Genomic DNA, 19,355 nt, shown 5'->3' on the forward strand with positions numbered 1-19,355 from the left:
AGCCCGGTCGACACGGACGGCTGAACCTCTGTTCAGTGATGGATGTCGTTGTTACCATCCGGTAACCCGAGTCATATTCACATTGACTCGCGACCCCGGAAGGGATCCGCCATGTCCCTGCCCCTGCTGAAACGCGCCGCCGCGGCACTCCTCATCACGGCCGGCGTCCTCGTCGCAACCCCCGTGCAGGCTCCCGCCGCCGTCCTCGTCCCCACGGACTACTGCCTCGACGAGTGCGACGACATCGTCCCGCCCGGCCAGAACGGCAACGCCACCCTCGCCGACATCCTGGCGCACCAGGCGCTCGGCTACCGGCCACCGCACTCCGCCGACCAGCTCGGCAGGTACGCGGACCTGGTCTCCGCGTACACCGGCCTCACGGGCGAGCAGATCGACCGCTTTTACAACAGCGCCTCCTTCGGCGTCCCCGCCGGCCAGGCCGAGCGCACCTACAGCCCGCGCGCCGACGTCACGATCGTGCGGGACAAGAGCGCCGGCGTGCCGCACGTGACCGGCACGACCCGCGCCGGCACCATGTTCGGCGCCGGTTACGCGGGCGCGGAGGACCGGCTGTTCGTCATGGACCTGCTGCGCCGGGTCGGCCGCGGGCAGCTGACCCCGTTCGCGGGCGGCTCCCCGGGCAACCGCGAGCTGGAGCAGAGCATCTGGCGCAACGCCCCCTACACCGAGGCCGACCTGCAGGCCCAGGTCGAGCAGCTGCGGACCAAGGGTCCGCGGGGCGCGCAGCTCTACACCGACGTGCAGGACTACGTCGCCGGCGTCAACGCCTACATCGCCGCCTGCATGTCCGGCCGCAACTGCCCCGGCGAGTACGTGCTGACCGGGCACCTCGACGCGGTCACCAACGCCGGTGGGCCGGAGCAGTTCAAGATGACCGACCTGATCGCGATCGCCGGCGTCGTCGGCGGCCTCTTCGGCGGCGGTGGCGGCGGCGAGGTGGAGTCGGCCCTGGTACGGGTGACCGCCCGCGCCCGCTACGGACCCGTCGAGGGCGACCGCCTCTGGGCGGCGTTCCGCGGCCAGAACGACCCCGAGGCGGTCCTCACCCTCCACAACGGACAGTCGTTCCCCTACGGCGCCGCCGACCCGGACGCGCCCGGCGTCGCGCTGCCGGACGCGGGCACCGTCACCGCGCAGCCGGTCGTCTTCGACCCCACCGGCTCCGGGACCGCGGCCGCCACCGGCTCGTTCTCGGCCCAGCACAAGGGCATGTCCAACGCGGTCGTCGTCGACGCCGCACACTCCGCGACCGGCCATCCGATCGCGGTGTTCGGCCCGCAGACCGGCTACTTCTCGCCGCAGCTGCTGATGCTGCAGGAGCTGCAGGGCCCCGGGATCAGCGCGCACGGTGTCGCGTTCGCCGGCCTCAACCTGTACGTGCTGCTCGGCCGCGGCCAGGACTACGCCTGGAGCGCCACCTCCGCCGAGCAGGACATCACCGACACCTACTCGGTGCCGCTGTGCAACACCGACGGCTCCGCGCCGACCGTCCAGTCCTCCGGCTACCTGTTCCACGGCACGTGCACGCCGATGGAGGCGCTGACCCGCACCAACGCGTGGACGCCGACGCTCGCCGACCCGACGCCGGCGGGCTCCTACCGGCTGACCACGTTCCGCACGAAGTACGGGCTCGTCGCCTGGCGCGGCAAGGCCGGCGGCGTGCCGGTCGCCTTCACCCGGCTGCGCTCCACCTACCGGCACGAGGCGGACTCCGCGATCGGGTTCCAGGCGTTCAACGACCCGGCCGCGATGGGCTCGCCGGCGGCGTTCATCGCCTCCGCCGCGGACGTCGGCTACGCGTTCAACTGGTTCTACGTGAACGCGACCGACACCGCGTACTTCAACTCCGGCGCCAACCCGGTCCGAAAGGCGGGCGCGAACCCGAACCTGCCGACCCGCGCCGAGGCCGCCTACGAGTGGCAGAACTGGAACCCCGACACCAACACCGCCGACTACGCGACCGTCGCGCAGCACCCCCAGTCGGCGGGCCAGGACTACTTCGTCAGCTGGAACAACAAGCAGGCGGCCGGCTACAGCGCCGCTGACGGCAACTTCAGCTTCGGCGCCGTGCACCGCGCCGACCTGCTCGACCGCCGGGTCAAGGCGGCCCTCGCCGGCGGCGGCAAGGTCGACCGGGCGGCGGTGGTGCGCCTCGTCGAGGACGCCGCCGTCACCGACCTGCGGGCCGAGGCGCTGCTGCCGGAGCTGCTGCGCATCCTCGGCCCCGGAGCGCCGTCCTACGCCGCGCTGGCCGCGTGGCAGGCGGCCGGCGCGAAGCGGATCGAGACGGCGCCGGGGTCCCACGTGTACCAGCACGCCGACGCCATCCGCCTCTTCGACGCCTGGTGGCCGAAGCTGATCGCCGGCGTCTTCAAGCCCGGCCTGGGCGACGACGTGTACACGGCCCTCACCGGCGCCCTGCAGATCGACGAGTCGCCGTCCGGCTTCACCGGATCGACCGGCGCCACGTCGCTGAACCAGTCGCAGAGCCACAAGGGCTCGTCGTTCCAGAACGGCTGGTGGGGGTACCTCGACAAGGACCTCCGCACGGTCCTCGGCGACCCCGTCCGGGGCGGTCTCGGCCGCACCTACTGCGGCACGCCGGCCGCCTGCCGCGCCACGCTGTCCTCGACCCTCGCGGCCGCGGCGGCCGAGCCGGCCACCACCACCTACCCCGGCGACGCCTCCTGCGGCGCCGGCGACCAGTGGTGCGCCGACAGCATCGTCCAGTCCCCGCTCGGCGGCATCACCCACGACAAGATCTCCTGGCAGAACCGCCCCACCTACCAGCAGGTCGTGTCGTTCCCGGCGAAACGCGGCGACGACATCACCAACCTCGCCCTCGGCCGCAAGGCGACCGGCAACGGCACGTTCATCGGCTACAGCGCCGGCGCCGCCGTCGACGGCGACCCGACCACCCGCTGGGCGAGCTGGTGGAGCGACGACCAGTCCCTGACCGTCGACCTCGGCTCGGCCCGCACCCTGCGGCGGGTGATCCTGCGGTGGGAGGCCGCGTACGGCACCCGCTACCGCATCGAGGTGTCCGCCAACGGCACCGCGTGGACCACCGCGGCCACGATCGACGCGGGCAACGGCGGCACCGACAGCGTGACCTTCGCCCCGGTCAGCGCCCGCTACGTCCGCATGGCCGGCGTCGCCCGCGCCACCGGCTACGGCTACTCGCTGTGGGAGCTGGAGGCGTACTCGCGGTAGCGCCGTTGGGCTCAGCGCGGTGCGCGGTGGCCTCCGGGCTCAGCGCATCGCGCGGTGGCGGCCGACCTCGTGCCGGTAGGGGCCGGCCGCCGCCCAGGTGATCTGCTCGCCCGCCCGGCTCAGCACGCATGTCTCCACGACCAGCTCGACCAGCACGTTCTGCCCGAAGCCGGGCGGCGGCCCCGACATGGCGCGCTCGGCGAGGAACGCCGCCGCGACGCTGCGCCGCAGCGCCTCCTCGCGCGGGAACCGGGCCCGCCCGGTCAGGTAGAACGCGTCCTCGGTGTCCCCGAGCGGAAACGTGTGCAGCGCGAACCGGTCGTCCCGGAGCAGGTCCTCCAGCTTCGGCGAGACCATGAGCAGCGCGTAGAGCCCGTCCTCGACCAGCAGCGGGCTGACCGGGTGCACCCGCGGCCCGCCGTCGACCCGCACCGTCCCGAGGTACGCCAGCCCGACCCCGCTGCGGTACAGCAGCGCCCGCCCTGCCGCGGCAAGGTCGGGCGCGGACCGCCGGAAGCGCCCCCACGACAGCATGGCAGCCAGATTGGCGTACCGCCGCCGCCAGGGTCAACTACCGAACGTGTCATTCGGGGTCGCACGATCAGCGCGGCGGGCCTTGTCCGGCGCGGTTCAGCGCAGGAGGCGGCGGGCGGCCTGGGCGAGCAGGGGGACGGCGCGGGCCTCCAGCTCGGCGCCCCCGTCGCGGACCAGGGTGGCGCCGAGCTCGGTGACGCGGCAGCGGGCGACCGCCTGGCGGAACGCGGCGACCGGGTAGCCGCCGCGGGGCTCGGCGAGCAGGCCGGTGGTGCGCTCCCGGGTCTCGGCGACGCCGTCGACCGGCTGCGTCCACTCGAACCTGCCGAGGACCCACAGCGTGCCGACCTCGATCTCGTCGATCTCGACGCGCTCGCCGCCGAAGCGGAGCTTCACGGCGCGGCGGCGCTGCTCGATCACCGGCAGCGCCGGCACACCCTTCGCGGTCAGGTCGCGGACGGCCTGGCCCGACATGACCCAGCGCTGCTCGTCGCCGAGGCGCTGCACGGGGGCGACGTCACGGTTCGAGGCGGTGGCGGCGTGGCGGCGGGCGGCGCACGGCTCGCACAGCGCGGCGTAGCCGTCGCCGGAGGCAGGGTTGCGCCCCTGGTGCGACATGCAGAACGCGTTGCCGCAGTCCCGGCACCTCCCGATCGCCAGCACGCCACAGTCGTCGATCCCGCACACGGCAGCCATCCGAGCGACGATACCCGCAGCCGTCGATGCGAGCCGGCGTCAGCCGTGAGGGGGGCGCTGCGGCAGCGCGGTCGCGTCCCACCCCGTCCCGGCGGCGCCGGCCGGGTTGCGGGGACCCCGCCCGGGTTCGGACGGGGTCCTTGTGGGTGCCGCCTCCGGGCCCGGATCAGACGGGCAGGAGGGAGCGGTCGGACGCGGTGAGCGCGAGGATGTCGCTGGTCAGCGGGGCGTACACGCGGCGCAGCAGGGCCGGGTCGCCGGCGCTCGCGATGACGGCGAAGACCGCGCGGGCCAGGGGCTCGGCGAGGGCCGGTGGCACGGCCGCACGGGCGGCGACGTCGGCCAGGAAGTCCACGTGGACCTCCTGGTCGTACAGGTGCTGATAGGACCACAGGGGTTCCGCGAGCGTCGGTGGCAGCTCCGCCGCGAGGTGGTGCACCCAGCCGTCGGGCAGGCGCGTGGCGAGGGCGTGCAGTACACCCCGGACCGCGCGCCGGGTCTCCTCGGCGGTGGCAAGGCCGGTCTTCTCGCGGACCTCCGTGATGAACACGTCTTCATACATGCGAGGAACGCTCCCCAGCCCGCAGGTGAAGCACCATCACCAGCAGGGAGCGAACGGGCCTAACACGTCCGCTCATCCGCCGGAGGTGGGACGGGGTCACCCGGCGCGCGCCCAGCATGGCCGCGTACATCCCCTCACCGTTGGGAGACCTACTGATGGCATTCCTGGTGACCCGACCCGGCCGGGCGTTCCCGTTCCCGGCGGCGGCGATGCCGCGCATCGGTGGCGTGCCGGTCGACATCGAGGAGACCACCGACACCTACCGGGTCGACCTGGACCTGCCCGACGTCGACGCCGCCGACGTGCGGATCGACCTGCGGGACAACGAGATCCGGGTGGCCGGCAGCTACCGTGCCCGGACCCGCACCGGCACGATGCACCATCACGCGCGGCAGGAGGGCGAGTTCGAGTTCCTCGTCGCGCTGCCGGGCGACATCGACGGCGACCGGGTCGAGGCGAACCTCGACAGCGGCGTGCTCACGATCGTGGCGCCCAAGGCGCGCGGCGAGCAGCCCCGCCGCATCACCGTCCAGTCGTCGGCGGCCCGGCCCGGCCTGGAGCAGCGGGCCACCGGCACCGGCCCGCAGGGCACGGGCGCCGGGCAGCAGCAGGCGCGGGCCGGGCGGCCGCCGCAGACCGACCCCGCCGACACGCCCGCGGCGCAGGCGAAGCAGATGCGTGAGGGCCAGTCCCGTCCACGGCCGGCGAGCCAGCAGGCCGGAAGCACCGGCACCGGCAGCACGGGCCAGGTCGGTCGCAGCGGCATGACCTGAGCGGCCGGGTCCAGGCGCGCGACACGGCGATGCCGCCCCTCGCGGGGCCGCTCGCCGGTCGACGCGGTCGGCGCACGAGTTGGGGGTACCGATGACGACGGTTGACACCCGCGACTACTACGCAGACCTCGGCGTGCCGAGGAACGCCCGCCGGGAGGAGGTCCGGCGCGCGTACCGGACCCTCGCCCGCCTGCACCACCCTGACGTGAGCCGCGAACCCGGCGCGGAGGAGCGCTTCAAGAGGATCGCCGAGGCGTACCGGGTGCTGTCCGACCCGCGCCGCCGCCGCGACTACGACGCGACCCAGGCGGCCGCCGACGACTGGCTCGGCAGCCTGTTCCAGCGGGGCGGTCCCGGCCCGGCGGCCGCCCCCGGACGGCAGGCCCCCGGACCGCAGCGCCGCCAGCCCCCGTACAACCAGCCGGGCCCCCGGGACCAGGCGGCTCCCGGCGACCCCACCGGCCCCGCGAACCAGGCCGGCGCACGGGACCGGTCCGGCTCCCAGGACGGGAACGCTTCCCGGGACGGGAAGGGTTCCCAGGGGCGGGCCGGCGCGGACAACCAGGCCGAGCTCGCCGTCTCCGTCGAGGACGCGTACCACGGCGGCCGGCGCACGATCACGCTGCCCGGACCGACGGGACGGCCCCGGCAGTACACAGTGGACATTCCGGCGGGCGTCGCCGACCGGCAGCGCGTCCGGCTCGCCGGTCAGGGCTGGCCGGGCACCGGTGGCGCGCCGGACGGGGACCTCTACCTCGTCGTCCGTCTGTCGCCGCATCCCCGGTACCGGGTCCGTGGCCGCGACATCCTGGTCGAGCTGCCGGTGGCGCCGTGGGAGGCGGCGCTCGGCGCACCCGTGCGGGTGCAGACCCCGGCCGGTCCGGTGCGCCTGGACGTGCCGCCCGGCTCGTCGTCGGGCCGGCGGCTGCGCCTGCCCGAGCTCGGCCTGCCCAACCCGCGCGGCGCCGCCGGCGACCTGTACGCCAAGGTCCGCATCGTCGTCCCGCCGGACCTGTCCGAGCGCGAGCGGCGCCTGTACGCGGAGCTCGCCGCGGCGTCCACGACCGACCCCCGGAGCCCGGCATGACGTTTCCACTGGTGCGGGCGGCGCGGCTTCCCGACGAACTGACCCTGCCCGACTTCGCCGCGGCGGCCGGGCTGCACCCCGAGCTCGTGGCGCGGCTGGTCACGCTCGGGCTGGTGGAGGTCACGACGTTCCCGGACGGCGCACCCGGCTTCGCCGTCCGGGAGCTGGCCACCGTCGCCCGCATCCGCCGGCTGCACGACGACCTGACGCTCAACTACGCCGCCGTCGGCGTGGTGCTGGACCTGCTCGACCGGATCGACGAACTCGAAGACCGACTCGCAAGGAGGGCATGATGCTCAGAAGAGAAGCGTGGCTGCTCGGTGTGCGAGGCGTCCTCGCCGTCGTGTTCGGCATCGTCGCGATCATCTGGCCCGGGGTGACGGTGATCGCGCTCGCGGTGCTGTTCGGCATCTTCACGATCGCGACCGGCATCGAGCAGCTCGTCCACGCCATGCGCCCCTCCGCGGGCGCCACGAACCCGGTCACCGGCTTCGCCGACGGCAACGGGCCGCGGCTGGCGCGGGCGGTCGCCGGGCTGTTCGGGCTCGTCGTCGGGGTCCTCGCCATCGTGTGGCCGGGCATCACCGGGGTGGTGCTGGCCGTCATCGTCGGCGCCTGGGCGATCGTGACCGGCGTCGCCGACCTGTGGCTCGCCGCCCGCCAGCACGGCGGCTGGACCCTGGCGCTGGTGGGCGCGATCTCGGTGGTGGCCGGGCTGTTCGTGGTGGTGCGGCCCGAGGCGGGCGCGGTCGCGATCGCGTGGGCGATCGGGGTGTACGCGATCGCCAGCGGCGTGCTGCTCCTCGTCGCCGCGTACCAGCTGTCGCATCAGGGGCGGGGACGGCTGTCGGCCGCCTGAAAGGCCGCTCAGTCGCCGCGCGGATGGGAGACGTGGGCGTGGACGATGCGCCAGCCCTCCGGGAGGCGGACCCAGGTCTGGGACTGCCGTCCGGGACGGTCGTCGGTGCCGGGGTAGTCGAACATCGTGGTGACGGTGGCCAGGTCGGTGCCGAACGTGGTGATCCTGGTGCCGAACAGCCGGCGGCCCGGCGGGAGCGGCCGCTGCGCGGACCGCCAGTCGCGGAGCTCGCGGGCGCCGGTCTGGTGGTCCGCGACGCCGAAGCGGACCACGGCCGGGGAGTCCCAGAACGCCTCGGCGAGGGCGGTGGCGTCGTTGGCGACGAGCGCCTTCTCGTACGCCACGAACGCCGCCTCCACCTCGGCGACGATGTCGTCCCTGTTGATCCGCACGGGTGTCCCTTCTGACGCGACTGGCTTGCACGGTGCTGGTCGCGCGGTGGTCCCCAGGGAGGACGGGGGACCACCGCGCAGTCGGGGAGGGCTACGCCGCCGGAGCGGCGGCGGGGGCGGAGGCCGGTGGTGCGGCGGCGGGGGCAGAGGCCGCCGGAGCGGGAGCCGGTGGGGCTTCGCCGTGTAGGCGGTCCAGCTCGAGCTCGTCGGCGTCCTTCGGCCGGGGTTCGGGGCGGCTCAGGGCGAACAGGCCGCACACCACCGCGATGAAGAGGTAGCCGAGCGCGACCTGCCCGTTGGCGTTCCAGGCGACCTTCTCGCCGTGGATCAGGCCGACGAAGGCCAGCGCCGCGCCCGAGAGGGCGAAGATTCCCGCGTGGATGAAGCGTTTGTCGATGATGAACGCGACGATCGAGCCGAACACGAGGCCGGCGAGGATCGCGCCCTGGCCGAGGGTGAGCAGGCCGCTGTAGACGACGCCGTTGCCGGCGAGCGCGGCGTCGCCGACCTTGGCGGCGGTGGTGCCCGCGGCCGCCAGGGAGTTGTCGATCTGGCTGGTGGCCCACTGGGCGATGTTGGGGATCAGCGCCGCGATGACCGCCGCGGCGTGCGCCTTGGGGGAGAACTGGAAGGCCTGCGCGCCGATCAGCAGTCCGATGTAGAGCAGGATCGGCACGATCGCCGGCAGCGGGAAGATGGCGCCGAGGAAGCCGAACAGGCCCAGGAAGCACAGGATCGCGATGACGACGCCGGTCGCCATCGAGTAGCCGCTGCCGCCGCCGGCCTTCTTCCAGCCGGGGTGCCCGACGTACACGGCCGGGGGGAACGGTGAGCCGAGCGCCGCGCCGATCAGCGCCCCGGCGCCGTCGGCGAGCAGGACGCTGCGCAGGTTGTAGTTGTCGCCGGCGGCCGCGGCGCTCTCCACGTTGGACATTCCCTCGGTGAAGTTGTAGACGCCGAGGGGGATCGCGGTCGCGAGCAGCGGCGCCACGTCGGACAGGCCGGAGGTGAGCAGGTCCAGGTGCAGGCCGGGCAGGGCGAAGCCGATGTCGTCGACGGCGGCGCTGACCGCGTTGCCGTCCATCGCGCCGCCGGCCCAGCCGATCGCGGTGCCCACGAGCAGCGCGGCGAGCCCGATCGGGAAGTTGCCCGGCAGCCTCGTGTCGGTGAGCAGGCCGATGAGCAGCAGCGCGAACACCGGCAGCGCCACCCACGCGAGGTCCCACATCCGGGCGGCGGGCAGCATCGAGATGAACGTGATGGAGATGCCGGCGAGGGTGCCCAGCAACGCCGCCCGCGGCGCGTACCTGCGGATGTACGGCCCGACGAACGCGCCGATGATGACGATGACCCCGATGATGAAGGCCCAGGCCAGACCGGCCTTCCAGGCCAGCGTCGGGTTGTCGGTCTTCAGGTAGACCGGCAGCATGATGACGAAGATGACGATGAACATGTGCGGCACGCTCGGCCCGTAGGGCAGGGCGGTGACGTCGGTGCGGTTCTCCTTGCGGGCCAGGCGCCGGGCCAGGAACGTGTAGTAGACGTTGCCGGCGACGAGCGCGATGCCGAGCGCCGGCAGGATCGCGTGGAAGACGTCGCGCTCGCTGAGCTTCACCACGAACAGGCACAGTGACGTCAGGGTCAGCACGTTCACGAGCACGTTGACGCCGAAGCCGAAGAACGCGTTGGTGTCACCGCGGACCCACCACGGGACCTTGAGCGAAGCGGGAGTGGTCATGTCTCACGTCCTCTGCGGAGAGGGTTGCAGTGCGGCGATGAACGAGGATGAGGGCGCGACCCAGCCGAAGATGCCGCCCTGCGCGGCGATCATCCGCAGGCCCGCCTCCTGGAACTCCGGGAAGTAGGAGCCGACGCAGTCCGACAGCACGAGGCACTCGTAGCCGCGGTCGTTGGCCTCCCGGACGGTGGTGTGCACGCAGACCTCGGTGGTCACGCCGGTGACGACCAGGCTGCGGATCCCGCGCGCGGCGAGGACGTCGCCGAGGGACGTGTTGTAGAAGGCGCCCTTGCCGGGCTTGTCGATGACCAGCTCGTCGGCGGCCGGGGCCAGCTCGTCGATGATGTCGTGGCCGTGCTCGCCGCGGATCAGGATGCGGCCCATCGGCCCGGGCGCGCCGATGCGCATGCTGGGCTCGCCCCGGTTGAGCTTCGCCGGCGGGCAGTCCGACAGGTCCGGCAGATGCCCCTCGCGGGTGTGGATGACCGTGAGGCCCAGCGCCCGGCAGGCCGCGAGCAGCGCAGCCGTCGGCTCGATGACGCGGCGCAGCTGGGCGACGTCGTTGCCGAGGGTCTCGCCGAAGCCACCGGGCTCCATGAAGTCGCGCTGCATGTCGATGACGAGGAGCGCGGTGCTCGCCGGGTCGAAGGTGAAGGGCCCGGGCGAGGCGTCCACCGTGGCCATTCAGACCACCGTGCCGGACACGGTCGCCGCGATGACGTCGGTGGAGGTGGCCACGCAGCCGAAGACGCCGCCCTGCATGGTGACCATGTGCAGCGCCGCGGCGTGGTTGGCCGGGTCGGTCGCGCCGGTGCAGTCCGACAGGATGAGGCACTCGTAGCCGCGGTCGTTCGCCTCGCGCATCGTGGTGTGCACGCACACGTCGGTCGTGATGCCGGTGAGGATGAGGTGGGTGATGCCGCGCGTGCGCAGCACCAGGTCCAGGTTGGTGGCGTAGAACGCGCCCTTGCCGGGCTTGTCGACGACGACCTCGCCGGGCGCCGGCGCGACCTCCGGCACGATCTGCCAGCCCGGCTCCCCCTTGACGAGGATCCGCCCGCACGGGCCGGCGGCGCCGATCTCCGCGCCGATCCGCGCGGACCGCCAGCGCTTGTTGGGCGGCAGGTCCGACAGGTCCGGGTCGTGGCCCTCCCGGGTGTGCACGACCAGCATGCCGAGCCCGCGCACGTGGTCGAGCAGCTTCGCGGTCGCCGGCAGGCCCGCCCGGGTCAGGCCGATGTCGTAGCCCATGCTGTCGACGTAGCCGCCCGGTCCGCAGAAGTCCGTCTGCCAGTCGATGCACAGCAGCGCCGTGCGTTCGACCGGGACCGAGCCGTCGTACGGCCAGGCGTAGGGCCGGGCCTCGACGACCGGGCCGATGCTTGCAGTCATTGCCCCTCCAAGTGACGGTGTGCCCGAAAGGCCCCCGCTGGCGGTGATGTCCCGCGCGGTGCCGGCCGCGGAGGCCTCGCACAGGAACCCGTGCGCCGCGGTCGGCTCCTCGGCGGCCCGTCGAGTGCGGGCATGCTGTCGATTGTCGACAGTTCTGTTACGCCGAACCGCGGCCCGTGTAACGCGTCGATGTCCGGAGGCCGGTACCCGACAGTTGCTCGTATGTGATCGCCGTCACTGCGACCCTGCCGCGATGAGACGACTGTCCCGGCTCGGACTCGCGGTGATCCTCGGTGTCGGCTTCACCGTCGCCGCCGTGGGTCCCGCCCACGCGGAACCACTGGTCGCTACCCTCACCATGAGCGGTGAGATGCACTACGAGGCGGCGCTCAACCAGGCCAACCGGCTCACCGTCAGCAACCCGTCGCCCGGTGTCGTCGCCTTCACCGACGTCTACCCGATCACGTTCAGCACGCCTGACGGCAGCACCTGCAGCTATCCGTACGCCACCCAGACCACCGTCCACTGTGTGCATGCGGCGACCTTCCTGGACATCAAGACCTCCGACCTCGACGACGTCATCGACAACCGCACCACGTCCAACGTGCACGCCTCCGGCGGCGACGGGAACGACGTCATCAAGATGGGCGGCCACGCCACGCCCGCCGCGGCCGGCGACGCGTCCGGCGGACCGGGCGACGACGTCATCCACTCCGGCCCCGGCGACGACTGGATCAACGGCGGCACCGGCTCGGACACCGTCACGTTCCAGGGCCGGACCGCGAAGATCACCGCGACCCTGGTGAGCCCGGCGCACGGCGGCGACCCGCTGACCGGCGAGGCCGACGTGTACCAGGAGATCGAGAACCTCACCGGCGGCGGCGCCGCGGACACCCTCACGGGCGACGGCAACGCCAACGTCATCGACGGCGGCTGGTACACCACGCCGTGCCAGCCCTTCCCGTCCGGCGGCGGGCTGCTCGTGCCCACCGCGATCCAGGCGCCGCCGCCGTGCACCACCTACTCCGGCGACGACGTCATCAACGGCGGCGGCGGCCCCGACATCCTCCGCGGCCGGCAGGGCGCCGACACCATCAACGGCGGCACCGGCAACGACACCCTGTACGGCGACGCCGGGTTCGACAGCCTCAACGGCGGCGCCGACTCCGACATCTGCTACCCGGGCGCCGACGGCGCCACCACCAGCAGCTGTTCCATCCTCGCCCCGCTGCCCTGACGGGTTCCCGGACGGCGCGCGGCGTGGCAGAATCCCGCCGACCCCTCGGCCCCCGGAGCCTGCCATGCCGCCCGTCCGCATCCCCGCCGGCGCGTTCGTGCCGCCGATCTGCCCGCGCCACGGGCGGCCCGCCACCAGCATGCGGCCGATGGTGTTCCTGTCGCCGCTGCCCCTGTGGGCGTGGCCCCTGGCGGTGCTCGCCGGCCGCCTGCTCTACCGGATCCTGCTCAGGCCGCTGCGCAAGGAGGCGCTCGCGCCGGCCTGGCCGTCGTGCCACCGCTGCGGCCTGCGCCGCGCCGCCCGGATCGCCGCCGGCGCCGCCACGATCGTCGCCGGCCTCGTCGCCGCCCTGTACCTGAGCGAGCGGGTCCACGGCACGGCCGCGCTCGCCGCCATCGCCGTCACGGTGGCCTGCATGGGTGCCGGGCTCATCGTCGTCGCCCGCGGTACCCGCGTAGCCGTGGCCGGCGTCCGGGTCAGCCGCGACGGCCTGTGGCTGGAGCCGCGGCGCCCGCACCCCGCGTTCGTCGCGGCCCTCGCGGCGCAGCCGCTGCCGGAGTACCCGATGCCCGCGGGCTGGACCGTCCCCGCCACCGCCGCGCCGTCGGCGGCCTGGGCCACCGTCCAGCCCGCCGCGGAGCCCGTGCCCGTGCCGTCCGCCGCGCCGCCACCGGTGCCTTCGCACTCCGGCTGGACCTCGCCGAGCGGCTGACCCCCGCCCGCGGCACGCCGGGCGCCTCGGCGGGCGTGCGGGTCAGCATGGACGGCGGCTGGCTGCTCCCGCACCACGCCCGCGAGGCGTTCGCCGCGACGCTGCCCGAGGTGCCGCCCAACCGGCCGCCGGCGCCTGCGGGGCCGACCGCCTCGCGTCCAGCGTCGTCAGCCGATGTACGAGCGGGCGCCGTGCTCGTCCAGCGCCGCGAGCACGGCGGCCGAGTCGCGGGCCGACACGGCCTCGAAGAGCCGCTCGTGGCGGTGGACGCCGTCGTGCGGGCGGGCGACCTCGGCCTCGCGGCGCAGGTTCAGCGCCATGTACAGCTGGATCTTCACCAGGATCGACTCGTAGACCTGGGTCAGCTGGCGGTTGCCGGCGAGGGCGACGACCGCGACGTGGAACTCCCGGTGGGCGGTCGCCACGTCGAACTGGTCGCCGCGGGCGTCGGCCTCCTGCAGCGCCTTCACCGCGGCGGCGACACCGGCGAGGTCCGCGTCGGATGCGGTGGCGGAGACGGCGTGGCGCTCGAGGACGTCGCGGACCGCGTACAACTCCTGGATGTCGTCGGCGGAGAGCGTGGCGACCCGAACCCCGCGCCGCGGCACGTGCTCCACGAGGCCCTGCTGCGCGAGCAGGCGCAGCGCCTCCCGCAACGGGGCGCGGCTGATGCCGAACCTGCGGGTCAGCTGCTCCTCCACGAGCCGCTCGCCGGGGTCGGTGGCGCCGCTGAGGATCTCCCGGCGCAGCCGTGACATGGCGAGCTCGACCAGGCTCGCGCTGGCCAGCTCGTCAGACGCACCGGGTTTCACCTGCCCAGTGTCGCAGACCCCGGGAGGGACGCTCACACGCGCCGCTCGCGGGCGGCTGTCCACGCGCCCGTCCACGATGCTCGCGCGTGGCTACACATGCTGGAGGCGGTGCAGCCTCGCGTACGTGCCGCCGGCCGCGAGGAGCTCGTCGTGGGTGCCGAGCTCGGCGAGCCGGCCGCCGGACAGGACCGCGACCCGGTCGGCGTTGCGGACCGTGGCGAGCCGGTGCGCGACGACGAACGTCGTCCGCCCCCGCATGAGCCGGGTCAGCGCCTCCTGCACGAGCGCCTCGGACTCGCTGTCCAGCGCCGAGGTCGCCTCGTCCAGCAGGAGCACCCGCGGGTCCCGGACCAGCGCCCGGGCGATCGCGAGCCGCTGCCGCTGGCCGCCGGACAGCAGCGCGCCGCGCTCGCCGACGACGGTGTCCCAGCCGTGGGGGAGCCGCTCCACGAACTCCAGGGCGTTCGCGTCCCGCAGCGCCCGCGTCACCGTCTCCTCCGTCATGCCGCGCAGCCCATACGTGACGTTGTCGCGGATCGTGCCGTCGAACAGCACCGACTCCTGCGGCACCACCGAGACGCTGCGGCGGTAGCTACGCAGGTCGATGCGCTCCATGTCGACGCCGTCGAGCAGGATCCGGCCCTCGGTCGGCCGGATGAACCCGATCAGCAGGTTGAGCATCGTCGACTTGCCGGACCCGGACGGGCCCACGAACGCGATCGTCTCTCCCGGCCGCACGTCGAGGTCGACGCCGCTCACCGCCGGGTCCGCGCCGTCGGTGTACCGGTAGCCGACGCCCTGCAACGTCACGGCGCCCGCGACCGTCGTGACGACCTGCTTGCCCTCGTTGCGCTCCAGGTCGGGCGCGGCGAGCACCTCGCCGATCGACCGGATCGACTCGAGCCCCTTGGTGATGATCGGGGCCAGCCCGAAGAGCCCGATGACCGACGACGTCAGCACCGCGAAGTACGTGCTGAGCAGCACCACGTCGCCGGCGCTGACCGGCGCGAACCCGCTCCACGCCGCCCATCCCGCCGCGATCAGGCAGGCCGCGCCCAGCAGCTGGTACGTCACCCACGACAGCGCGCCGAAGCGCCCGTTGACCAGGTCGAGCCGGCGGCCGGCCGCGCGCACCTCCTCGACGGTCCCGCGGACCCGGTGCAGCGCCTCGGTCTCCAGGGCGTGCGCGCGCGTGATCGGCATGAGGTGCGCCATCTCGTCGACGCGGGCCGAGAGGTCCTCGACCCGGCGGCGGAACTCCTCGTTGCGGGCCCCGGACCGCCGCCGCACCATCGCGACCAGCCCCGCGGTCGCCGGCACCACCAGCAGGAACAGCGGCACGAACTGCGGGACCCGGACCGCGGTCAGGCTCAGCGCCCCGGCCAGGGTCAGCACCGCCGACGTCCCCGACGCCGCCACCTGCTGCAGCATCATCTCGACGTTCTCCACGTCGCGGACGACCTTCGTCTGCAGCAGGCTCGCGCCCGCCTTCGTGTGGAAGCTGATCGACAGCTGCTGCAACCGCCCGGCGAGCGCCGAGCGCAGGTCCGTGCCGAGGTCCCGCACGATCAGGCTCATCTGCCGGACCCACAGCATGTGGACGGGGATGTTCTGCAGCAGGACCACGGCGAGCACGACCGCGTTGAGCCACAGCTGCGCGAGCGGCCGGTGCTCCACGACCACGTCGATGATGTTCGCCGTGAGCAGCGGCAGCAACCAGATCGGGCTGTCCTTCACCGCGAACGCGACGGTGGCCAGCGCGATGCGCCACTTCCGGTGGGCCAGCAGGCGGACGGTGGTGCGCAGCGGCCTGCGGCCGTCGAAGTCCATGCGTCAATCCGATCGCATGACACGGGGGCGGCTCAACGTCACCATGCTCACAGGGTCATGTCCCTTCGGCCGGTGGCGGTAACCTGCTCCCATGACGCAGCCACCTTACGGGCAGCAGGACCCATATCAGCCCAACCCGTATGGCCAGCAGCCCCAGTACGGGCAGCAGCCCTCCGACCCGTACGCGCTGCCGGCCGGACAGCAGCCGATGTCGGGCCCGCCGTCCTCGTCGCCGCCGGGCTCCAGCCCGCCGTACTCGCCGACCTACCAGCTGCCGGTCTCCGGCGCCCCCACGTCCGGCGGCTACGACCCGTACGGTCAGCAGCAGGCGGCGTACGGTCAGCAGGCGGCCTACGGCCAGCCCGGCTACGGCGTCCCCGGCGCGGCCAACGCGGGCTACGACCCGGCGACCGGCCAGCCGTACTCCGACAAGTCGAAGCTCGCCGCCGGCCTGCTCCAGCTCCTGCCGGGCCTGTTCCTCATCCTCGGCGGCATCGGCCGGCTGTACGCGGGCAACACCGCCCTCGGCGTGACCCAGCTGGTGCTGAGCGTCGTCGTCGGCTGGACGTCGTTCTGGTGCGGCTTCCTCTTCTGGCTGCCGTTCCTGATCGTCTTCGGCCTGTGGGTCTGGTTCGTGGTCGACGGCATCATCCTGCTGACCGGCCGCCCGGTCGACGGCCAGGGCCGCCCCCTGCGCCCGAACTGACCGGCCCCGCTACGCGGCCCCGGGCGGGCGCCGCAGGGTGGTGACCGGCCCGAAGAAGCGGTGACCGAGCACGCAGTGCAGCCGGATGTGCTCGACCGGCCCGCCGGTGCTCCGCGCCGGCCCGTCGCCGCGCACGGTGGCCGGGAGCCCGCACTCGGGACAGTCCACGAGGTTCGTCGTCATACCGGCATCCACGCGGGGCCGAGTCACCAGGCTCGGCCCCGTCGCCTACCCGACGCCGGGCGGGTCCATGGTCCGGGGCCGACCGGCATGAACGAGCGCAGCGGCCGCGATCGCCGCCGTGCCGCGCTGCCCGTCCCGTTACGCGGGGTCGGGGTTGAGGCGGACGCCGCGGATGGAGGCGTCGAGGACCTGGGCGGTGTGGGCGGTGCGGATGGTGGCGCCGGTGGTGCGGAGGCCGGCGGTGATCTGCATGAGGCAGCCGGGGTTGGCGGTGACGAGCCAGGCGGCGCCGGTGGACAGGACGTTGCGGGCCTTCAGCGCGGCCAGGTCGGCCGCCGGGGCGGGATTCAGGATGTTGTAGACGCCGGCGGAGCCGCAGCAGATCTCGGCGTCGGGGATCTCGCGCAGGTCGAGGCCCGGGATGCCGCGCAGGAGGGTCCGCGGCTGGGAGCGGACGCCCTGGGCGTGGGCGAGGTGGCAGGCGTCGTGGTAGGCGACGGTCAGCGGGAGCGGGTGGCGCGGGGCGGCCGGGCCGAGGTCGGCGAGCAGCTCGGAGAAGTCGGTGACGCGGGCGGCGAGCGCGGCCGCGCGGGGAGCGTACGCGGGGTCGTCGGCGAGCAGCTCGCCGAGGGACTTCAGCGACGAGCCGCAGCCGGCGGCGTTCACGACCAGGGCGTCGATGCCCGCCGAGGCGAACGTGTCCACGATGCCCCGGGCGAAGTCCGTGGCCTCGGCGTGGCGGCCGCTGTGGACGCTGAGGGCGCCGCAGCAGCCCTGCGACGGCGGGATCACCACGTCGCAGCCCTCGGCGGCCAGGACGCGGGCGGTCGCGGCGTTCACGGACGGGAAGAACTCGCGCTGCACGCAGCCGGTGAGCATCCCGACCACGGCGCGGCGCGGGCCCAGGGCCGGCACCAGCGCGGGCAGGGGCACGGATCGGCGGACCGGCGGAGCGAGCGCGGCCAGGGCCGCCAGCCGGCCCGGCAGCCGGGACAGCAGCGGGGAGCCGAGCCGCTGGTACAGCCCGAGCGGCCGCTTCACGAGCGCCAGCCGTCGCGGGTGGGGGAACAGGCCGAACACCAGCCCCCGCAGCGCCCGTTCCGGCAACGGCCGGGGATGCTCCCGCTCCACCGAGACGCGGGTCTGCTCGATCAGGGTGTCGTACCGGACGCCGGACGGGCACGCGGTCACGCATGCCATGCAGCCGAGGCACGCGTCGAAGTGGCCGGCGGCGGACGGGGTCAGCGGCTCGCCCTCGAGGCGCTGGCGCATCAGCTGGATGCGGCCGCGCGGGGAGTCCATCTCCTCGCCCCACAGCACGTACGTCGGGCAGGTCGGCAGGCAGAACCCGCAGTGCACGCAGTCCGAGACGAGCCCGGGGTCGACGAAAGGTCCTTCGAGCACCATCAGATGCCCCCCACGAACCGGCCGGGAGCGAGGATGCCGAGCGGGTCGAACTGCTCCTTCACCCGGCGCATCAGGTCGAGGCCGTCGACGTGCCCCCACACGTCGACGCGGGACCGGACCGCCGGCGGGGAGGTGAGCACCACGCAGTGGCCGGCGCCGGCGCGGGTGGCGGCGCGCAGGTCGCTGACGACGCCGACGACGGAGCCCGGGTCGGTGTCGCCGGGCAGGCCCGCGTAGAGGACGCCGGTGCCGGCCGAGCCGCGCACGTGCAGCCTGACGTCGTGCAGCTGCGCGGTGACGCCGACGGCGGTCAGCAGGTACGGCACCCGCGACAGCGCCGACGTGAGCTTGATGCCGATGTCCCCCGGCCGCCACGGGTAGGTGCCCCAGCCGGGCGGCGGGGTCTCGGCCGTGCCGGCGCCGTCGCCGAGCAGCTTCTCCAGGTCGGCCGCGCGCTGGGCGACCCCCTCGGGCACGCCTTCCACGAGCGCCGTCACCGTCAGCGGGTCGGTGTCGACCTCCAGGGCGCTCGGCACGACCTGGGCGCCGAGGACCGCCGCGAGGACCCGCGCGGCGTCGTCCGGGCCGTCCACGCGGACCGACACGAACCGGCGGGCGGCGGGCAGCGGGTGCAGCCGGAAGGCGCACTCGGTGATGACGCCGAGGGTGCCGTACGACCCCGCGACCAGCTTGCCGAGGTCGTATCCGGCGACGTTCTTGACGACCTTGCCACCGGCCTTCGCCACGACCCCGTCGGCGCGGACGACGGTGACGCCGATGAGCAGGTCCCGGACGGTGCCGTACAGCATGCGCCGCGGGCCGGACGCGTTGACCGCGACGGTGCCGCCGACGGTGGCGCCCGGCAGCGGCTCGTCCAGCGCGAGCTGCTGCCCGGCGGGGCGCAGTGCCTCCTGGACCTGCCGCAGCGGCGTGCCGGCGCGGACGACGGCGACGAGATCGCCGGCGGCGTGCTCGACGAGCCCGCACAGGTTGGACGTCTCCAGGATCAGGTCGAGCCGCTGCGGCGGCAGCGCCCAGTCCTGCCTGGTGCCGCCGCCGCGCACGACGAGCGCGAGGTCGTCGCCGGCGGCGCCGCGGACCACGTCGGCGACCTCAGCGGTCGACGCGGGCGAGGCGACGGCGGCGGCCGGCACGCCCGCGATCCGCGCCGCCGGGACGGGTGAAGCTCCAGCGATCATGA

At 74.0% G+C, this 19,355-nt stretch carries 20 protein-coding genes; 8 read left to right on the forward strand and 12 right to left on the reverse strand.

What is annotated here, in order from left to right; all coding sequences use genetic code 11:
* Nucleotides 1-111 precede the first annotated feature (111 nt).
* Nucleotides 112-3,234 carry a penicillin acylase family protein gene (locus ABZ321_RS19415; RefSeq protein WP_354892915.1) on the forward strand — a complete coding sequence of 1,041 codons (3,123 nt, stop codon included), beginning with the start codon at nt 112-114 and terminating at the stop codon, nt 3,232-3,234.
* Nucleotides 3,235-3,273: 39 nt separating this feature from the next.
* On the opposite strand, the gene ABZ321_RS19420 is transcribed toward ABZ321_RS19415, so the two are convergent.
* From ABZ321_RS19420 to ABZ321_RS19430, 3 genes are all read right to left on the reverse strand, one after another.
* On the reverse strand, nt 3,274-3,768 hold the full coding sequence (locus ABZ321_RS19420; protein ID WP_344502763.1) for a pyridoxamine 5'-phosphate oxidase: 495 nt from the start codon (nt 3,766-3,768) through the stop codon (nt 3,274-3,276).
* A gap of 96 nt (nt 3,769-3,864) precedes the next feature.
* The gene (locus ABZ321_RS19425) at nt 3,865-4,464 is read right to left on the reverse strand and encodes a hypothetical protein (RefSeq protein ID WP_344502762.1); all 600 of its coding nucleotides are present in this window, start codon (nt 4,462-4,464) and stop codon (nt 3,865-3,867) included.
* 166 nt (nt 4,465-4,630) lie between these two features.
* A complete protein-coding gene (locus tag ABZ321_RS19430; protein WP_344502761.1) occupies nt 4,631-5,026 on the reverse strand; it encodes a DUF2267 domain-containing protein in 396 nt (131 codons plus the stop codon).
* Nucleotides 5,027-5,181: 155 nt separating this feature from the next.
* On the opposite strand from ABZ321_RS19430, the gene ABZ321_RS19435 reads away from it, so the two are divergent.
* The 4 genes from ABZ321_RS19435 to ABZ321_RS19450 all read left to right on the forward strand — a co-directional run bounded on the left by ABZ321_RS19435 (nt 5,182) and on the right by ABZ321_RS19450 (nt 7,745).
* The gene (locus ABZ321_RS19435) at nt 5,182-5,799 is read left to right on the forward strand and encodes an Hsp20/alpha crystallin family protein (protein WP_344502760.1); all 618 of its coding nucleotides are present in this window, start codon (nt 5,182-5,184) and stop codon (nt 5,797-5,799) included.
* A 91-nt stretch (nt 5,800-5,890) separates the two neighbouring features.
* Nucleotides 5,891-6,886, forward strand: coding sequence for a DnaJ C-terminal domain-containing protein (locus tag ABZ321_RS19440; protein WP_344502759.1), 996 nt, complete (start codon nt 5,891-5,893; stop codon nt 6,884-6,886).
* Nucleotides 6,883-7,179, forward strand: coding sequence for a chaperone modulator CbpM (locus tag ABZ321_RS19445; protein ID WP_344502758.1), 297 nt, complete (start codon nt 6,883-6,885; stop codon nt 7,177-7,179). The genes ABZ321_RS19440 and ABZ321_RS19445 overlap by 4 nt, the downstream gene beginning before the upstream one ends.
* Nucleotides 7,179-7,745, forward strand: coding sequence for a DUF308 domain-containing protein (locus ABZ321_RS19450; RefSeq protein WP_344502757.1), 567 nt, complete (start codon nt 7,179-7,181; stop codon nt 7,743-7,745). The genes ABZ321_RS19445 and ABZ321_RS19450 overlap by 1 nt, the downstream gene beginning before the upstream one ends.
* An 8-nt stretch (nt 7,746-7,753) precedes the next feature.
* Here ABZ321_RS19450 and hpxZ read toward each other — a convergent pair whose 3' ends face one another.
* The 4 genes from hpxZ to ABZ321_RS19470 form a co-directional block, all read right to left on the reverse strand.
* Nucleotides 7,754-8,137, reverse strand: coding sequence for an oxalurate catabolism protein HpxZ (gene hpxZ, locus ABZ321_RS19455; protein WP_344502756.1), 384 nt, complete (start codon nt 8,135-8,137; stop codon nt 7,754-7,756).
* A gap of 91 nt (nt 8,138-8,228) precedes the next feature.
* Nucleotides 8,229-9,875 (reverse strand): regulator, encoded by a 1,647-nt coding sequence (locus ABZ321_RS19460; protein WP_354892922.1) that lies wholly within the window; start codon nt 9,873-9,875, stop codon nt 8,229-8,231.
* A 3-nt stretch (nt 9,876-9,878) separates the two neighbouring features.
* Entirely contained in the window at nt 9,879-10,559 is a 681-nt protein-coding gene (locus tag ABZ321_RS19465) for a cysteine hydrolase (RefSeq protein WP_354892925.1), read from the reverse strand.
* Complete coding sequence (locus ABZ321_RS19470; protein ID WP_354892928.1) at nt 10,560-11,267, reverse strand: isochorismatase family cysteine hydrolase; 708 nt, start codon at nt 11,265-11,267, stop codon at nt 10,560-10,562.
* A 253-nt stretch (nt 11,268-11,520) separates the two neighbouring features.
* On the opposite strand from ABZ321_RS19470, the gene ABZ321_RS19475 reads away from it, so the two are divergent.
* Nucleotides 11,521-12,504 carry a calcium-binding protein gene (locus tag ABZ321_RS19475; protein ID WP_354892931.1) on the forward strand — a complete coding sequence of 328 codons (984 nt, stop codon included), beginning with the start codon at nt 11,521-11,523 and terminating at the stop codon, nt 12,502-12,504.
* A gap of 64 nt (nt 12,505-12,568) precedes the next feature.
* Entirely contained in the window at nt 12,569-13,216 is a 648-nt protein-coding gene (locus ABZ321_RS19480) for a hypothetical protein (protein WP_344502751.1), read from the forward strand.
* A 167-nt stretch (nt 13,217-13,383) separates the two neighbouring features.
* On the opposite strand, the gene ABZ321_RS19485 is transcribed toward ABZ321_RS19480, so the two are convergent.
* Together ABZ321_RS19485 and ABZ321_RS19490 are read right to left on the reverse strand one after the other, a co-directional pair.
* Nucleotides 13,384-14,028 carry a GntR family transcriptional regulator gene (locus tag ABZ321_RS19485; RefSeq protein WP_354892934.1) on the reverse strand — a complete coding sequence of 215 codons (645 nt, stop codon included), beginning with the start codon at nt 14,026-14,028 and terminating at the stop codon, nt 13,384-13,386.
* A 90-nt stretch (nt 14,029-14,118) separates the two neighbouring features.
* Complete coding sequence (locus ABZ321_RS19490) at nt 14,119-15,858, reverse strand: ABC transporter ATP-binding protein (RefSeq protein ID WP_354892937.1); 1,740 nt, start codon at nt 15,856-15,858, stop codon at nt 14,119-14,121.
* A 91-nt stretch (nt 15,859-15,949) separates the two neighbouring features.
* Here ABZ321_RS19490 and ABZ321_RS19495 point away from each other — a divergent pair, with 91 nt between their 5' ends.
* The gene (locus ABZ321_RS19495; RefSeq protein WP_344502748.1) at nt 15,950-16,564 is read left to right on the forward strand and encodes a hypothetical protein; all 615 of its coding nucleotides are present in this window, start codon (nt 15,950-15,952) and stop codon (nt 16,562-16,564) included.
* A gap of 9 nt (nt 16,565-16,573) precedes the next feature.
* On the opposite strand, the gene ABZ321_RS19500 is transcribed toward ABZ321_RS19495, so the two are convergent.
* From ABZ321_RS19500 to ABZ321_RS19510, 3 genes are all read right to left on the reverse strand, one after another.
* The gene (locus ABZ321_RS19500; protein ID WP_354892940.1) at nt 16,574-16,747 is read right to left on the reverse strand and encodes a hypothetical protein; all 174 of its coding nucleotides are present in this window, start codon (nt 16,745-16,747) and stop codon (nt 16,574-16,576) included.
* Between the two features lie 138 nt (nt 16,748-16,885).
* Nucleotides 16,886-18,154 (reverse strand): heterodisulfide reductase-related iron-sulfur binding cluster, encoded by a 1,269-nt coding sequence (locus ABZ321_RS19505; RefSeq protein ID WP_354892943.1) that lies wholly within the window; start codon nt 18,152-18,154, stop codon nt 16,886-16,888.
* A complete protein-coding gene (locus ABZ321_RS19510; protein ID WP_354892946.1) occupies nt 18,154-19,353 on the reverse strand; it encodes an FAD-binding oxidoreductase in 1,200 nt (399 codons plus the stop codon). Before ABZ321_RS19510 ends, ABZ321_RS19505 begins: the two co-directional genes overlap by 1 nt.
* Nucleotides 19,354-19,355 lie beyond the last annotated feature (2 nt).

It is taken from the genome of Dactylosporangium sp. NPDC006015, from assembly GCF_040614215.1.
Taxonomy (GTDB): domain Bacteria; phylum Actinomycetota; class Actinomycetes; order Mycobacteriales; family Micromonosporaceae; genus Dactylosporangium; species Dactylosporangium maewongense.

Excerpts from the sequence above, each read along its gene's own strand:
- ABZ321_RS19415 (WP_354892915.1), top strand. The coding sequence starts at position 112 with ATGTCCCTGCCCCTGCTGAAACGCGCCGCCGCGGCACTCCTCATCACG.
- ABZ321_RS19420 (WP_344502763.1), bottom strand. The coding sequence starts at position 3,768 with ATGCTGTCGTGGGGGCGCTTCCGGCGGTCCGCGCCCGACCTTGCCGCG.
- ABZ321_RS19425 (WP_344502762.1), bottom strand. The coding sequence starts at position 4,464 with ATGGCTGCCGTGTGCGGGATCGACGACTGTGGCGTGCTGGCGATCGGG.
- ABZ321_RS19430 (WP_344502761.1), bottom strand. The coding sequence starts at position 5,026 with ATGTATGAAGACGTGTTCATCACGGAGGTCCGCGAGAAGACCGGCCTT.
- ABZ321_RS19435 (WP_344502760.1), top strand. The coding sequence starts at position 5,182 with ATGGCATTCCTGGTGACCCGACCCGGCCGGGCGTTCCCGTTCCCGGCG.
- ABZ321_RS19440 (WP_344502759.1), top strand. The coding sequence starts at position 5,891 with ATGACGACGGTTGACACCCGCGACTACTACGCAGACCTCGGCGTGCCG.
- ABZ321_RS19445 (WP_344502758.1), top strand. The coding sequence starts at position 6,883 with ATGACGTTTCCACTGGTGCGGGCGGCGCGGCTTCCCGACGAACTGACC.
- ABZ321_RS19450 (WP_344502757.1), top strand. The coding sequence starts at position 7,179 with ATGCTCAGAAGAGAAGCGTGGCTGCTCGGTGTGCGAGGCGTCCTCGCC.
- ABZ321_RS19460 (WP_354892922.1), bottom strand. The coding sequence starts at position 9,875 with ATGACCACTCCCGCTTCGCTCAAGGTCCCGTGGTGGGTCCGCGGTGAC.
- ABZ321_RS19465 (WP_354892925.1), bottom strand. The coding sequence starts at position 10,559 with ATGGCCACGGTGGACGCCTCGCCCGGGCCCTTCACCTTCGACCCGGCG.
- ABZ321_RS19470 (WP_354892928.1), bottom strand. The coding sequence starts at position 11,267 with ATGACTGCAAGCATCGGCCCGGTCGTCGAGGCCCGGCCCTACGCCTGG.
- ABZ321_RS19475 (WP_354892931.1), top strand. The coding sequence starts at position 11,521 with ATGAGACGACTGTCCCGGCTCGGACTCGCGGTGATCCTCGGTGTCGGC.
- ABZ321_RS19480 (WP_344502751.1), top strand. The coding sequence starts at position 12,569 with ATGCCGCCCGTCCGCATCCCCGCCGGCGCGTTCGTGCCGCCGATCTGC.
- ABZ321_RS19490 (WP_354892937.1), bottom strand. The coding sequence starts at position 15,858 with ATGGACTTCGACGGCCGCAGGCCGCTGCGCACCACCGTCCGCCTGCTG.
- ABZ321_RS19495 (WP_344502748.1), top strand. The coding sequence starts at position 15,950 with ATGACGCAGCCACCTTACGGGCAGCAGGACCCATATCAGCCCAACCCG.
- ABZ321_RS19500 (WP_354892940.1), bottom strand. The coding sequence starts at position 16,747 with ATGACGACGAACCTCGTGGACTGTCCCGAGTGCGGGCTCCCGGCCACC.
- ABZ321_RS19505 (WP_354892943.1), bottom strand. The coding sequence starts at position 18,154 with ATGGTGCTCGAAGGACCTTTCGTCGACCCCGGGCTCGTCTCGGACTGC.
- ABZ321_RS19510 (WP_354892946.1), bottom strand. The coding sequence starts at position 19,353 with ATGATCGCTGGAGCTTCACCCGTCCCGGCGGCGCGGATCGCGGGCGTG.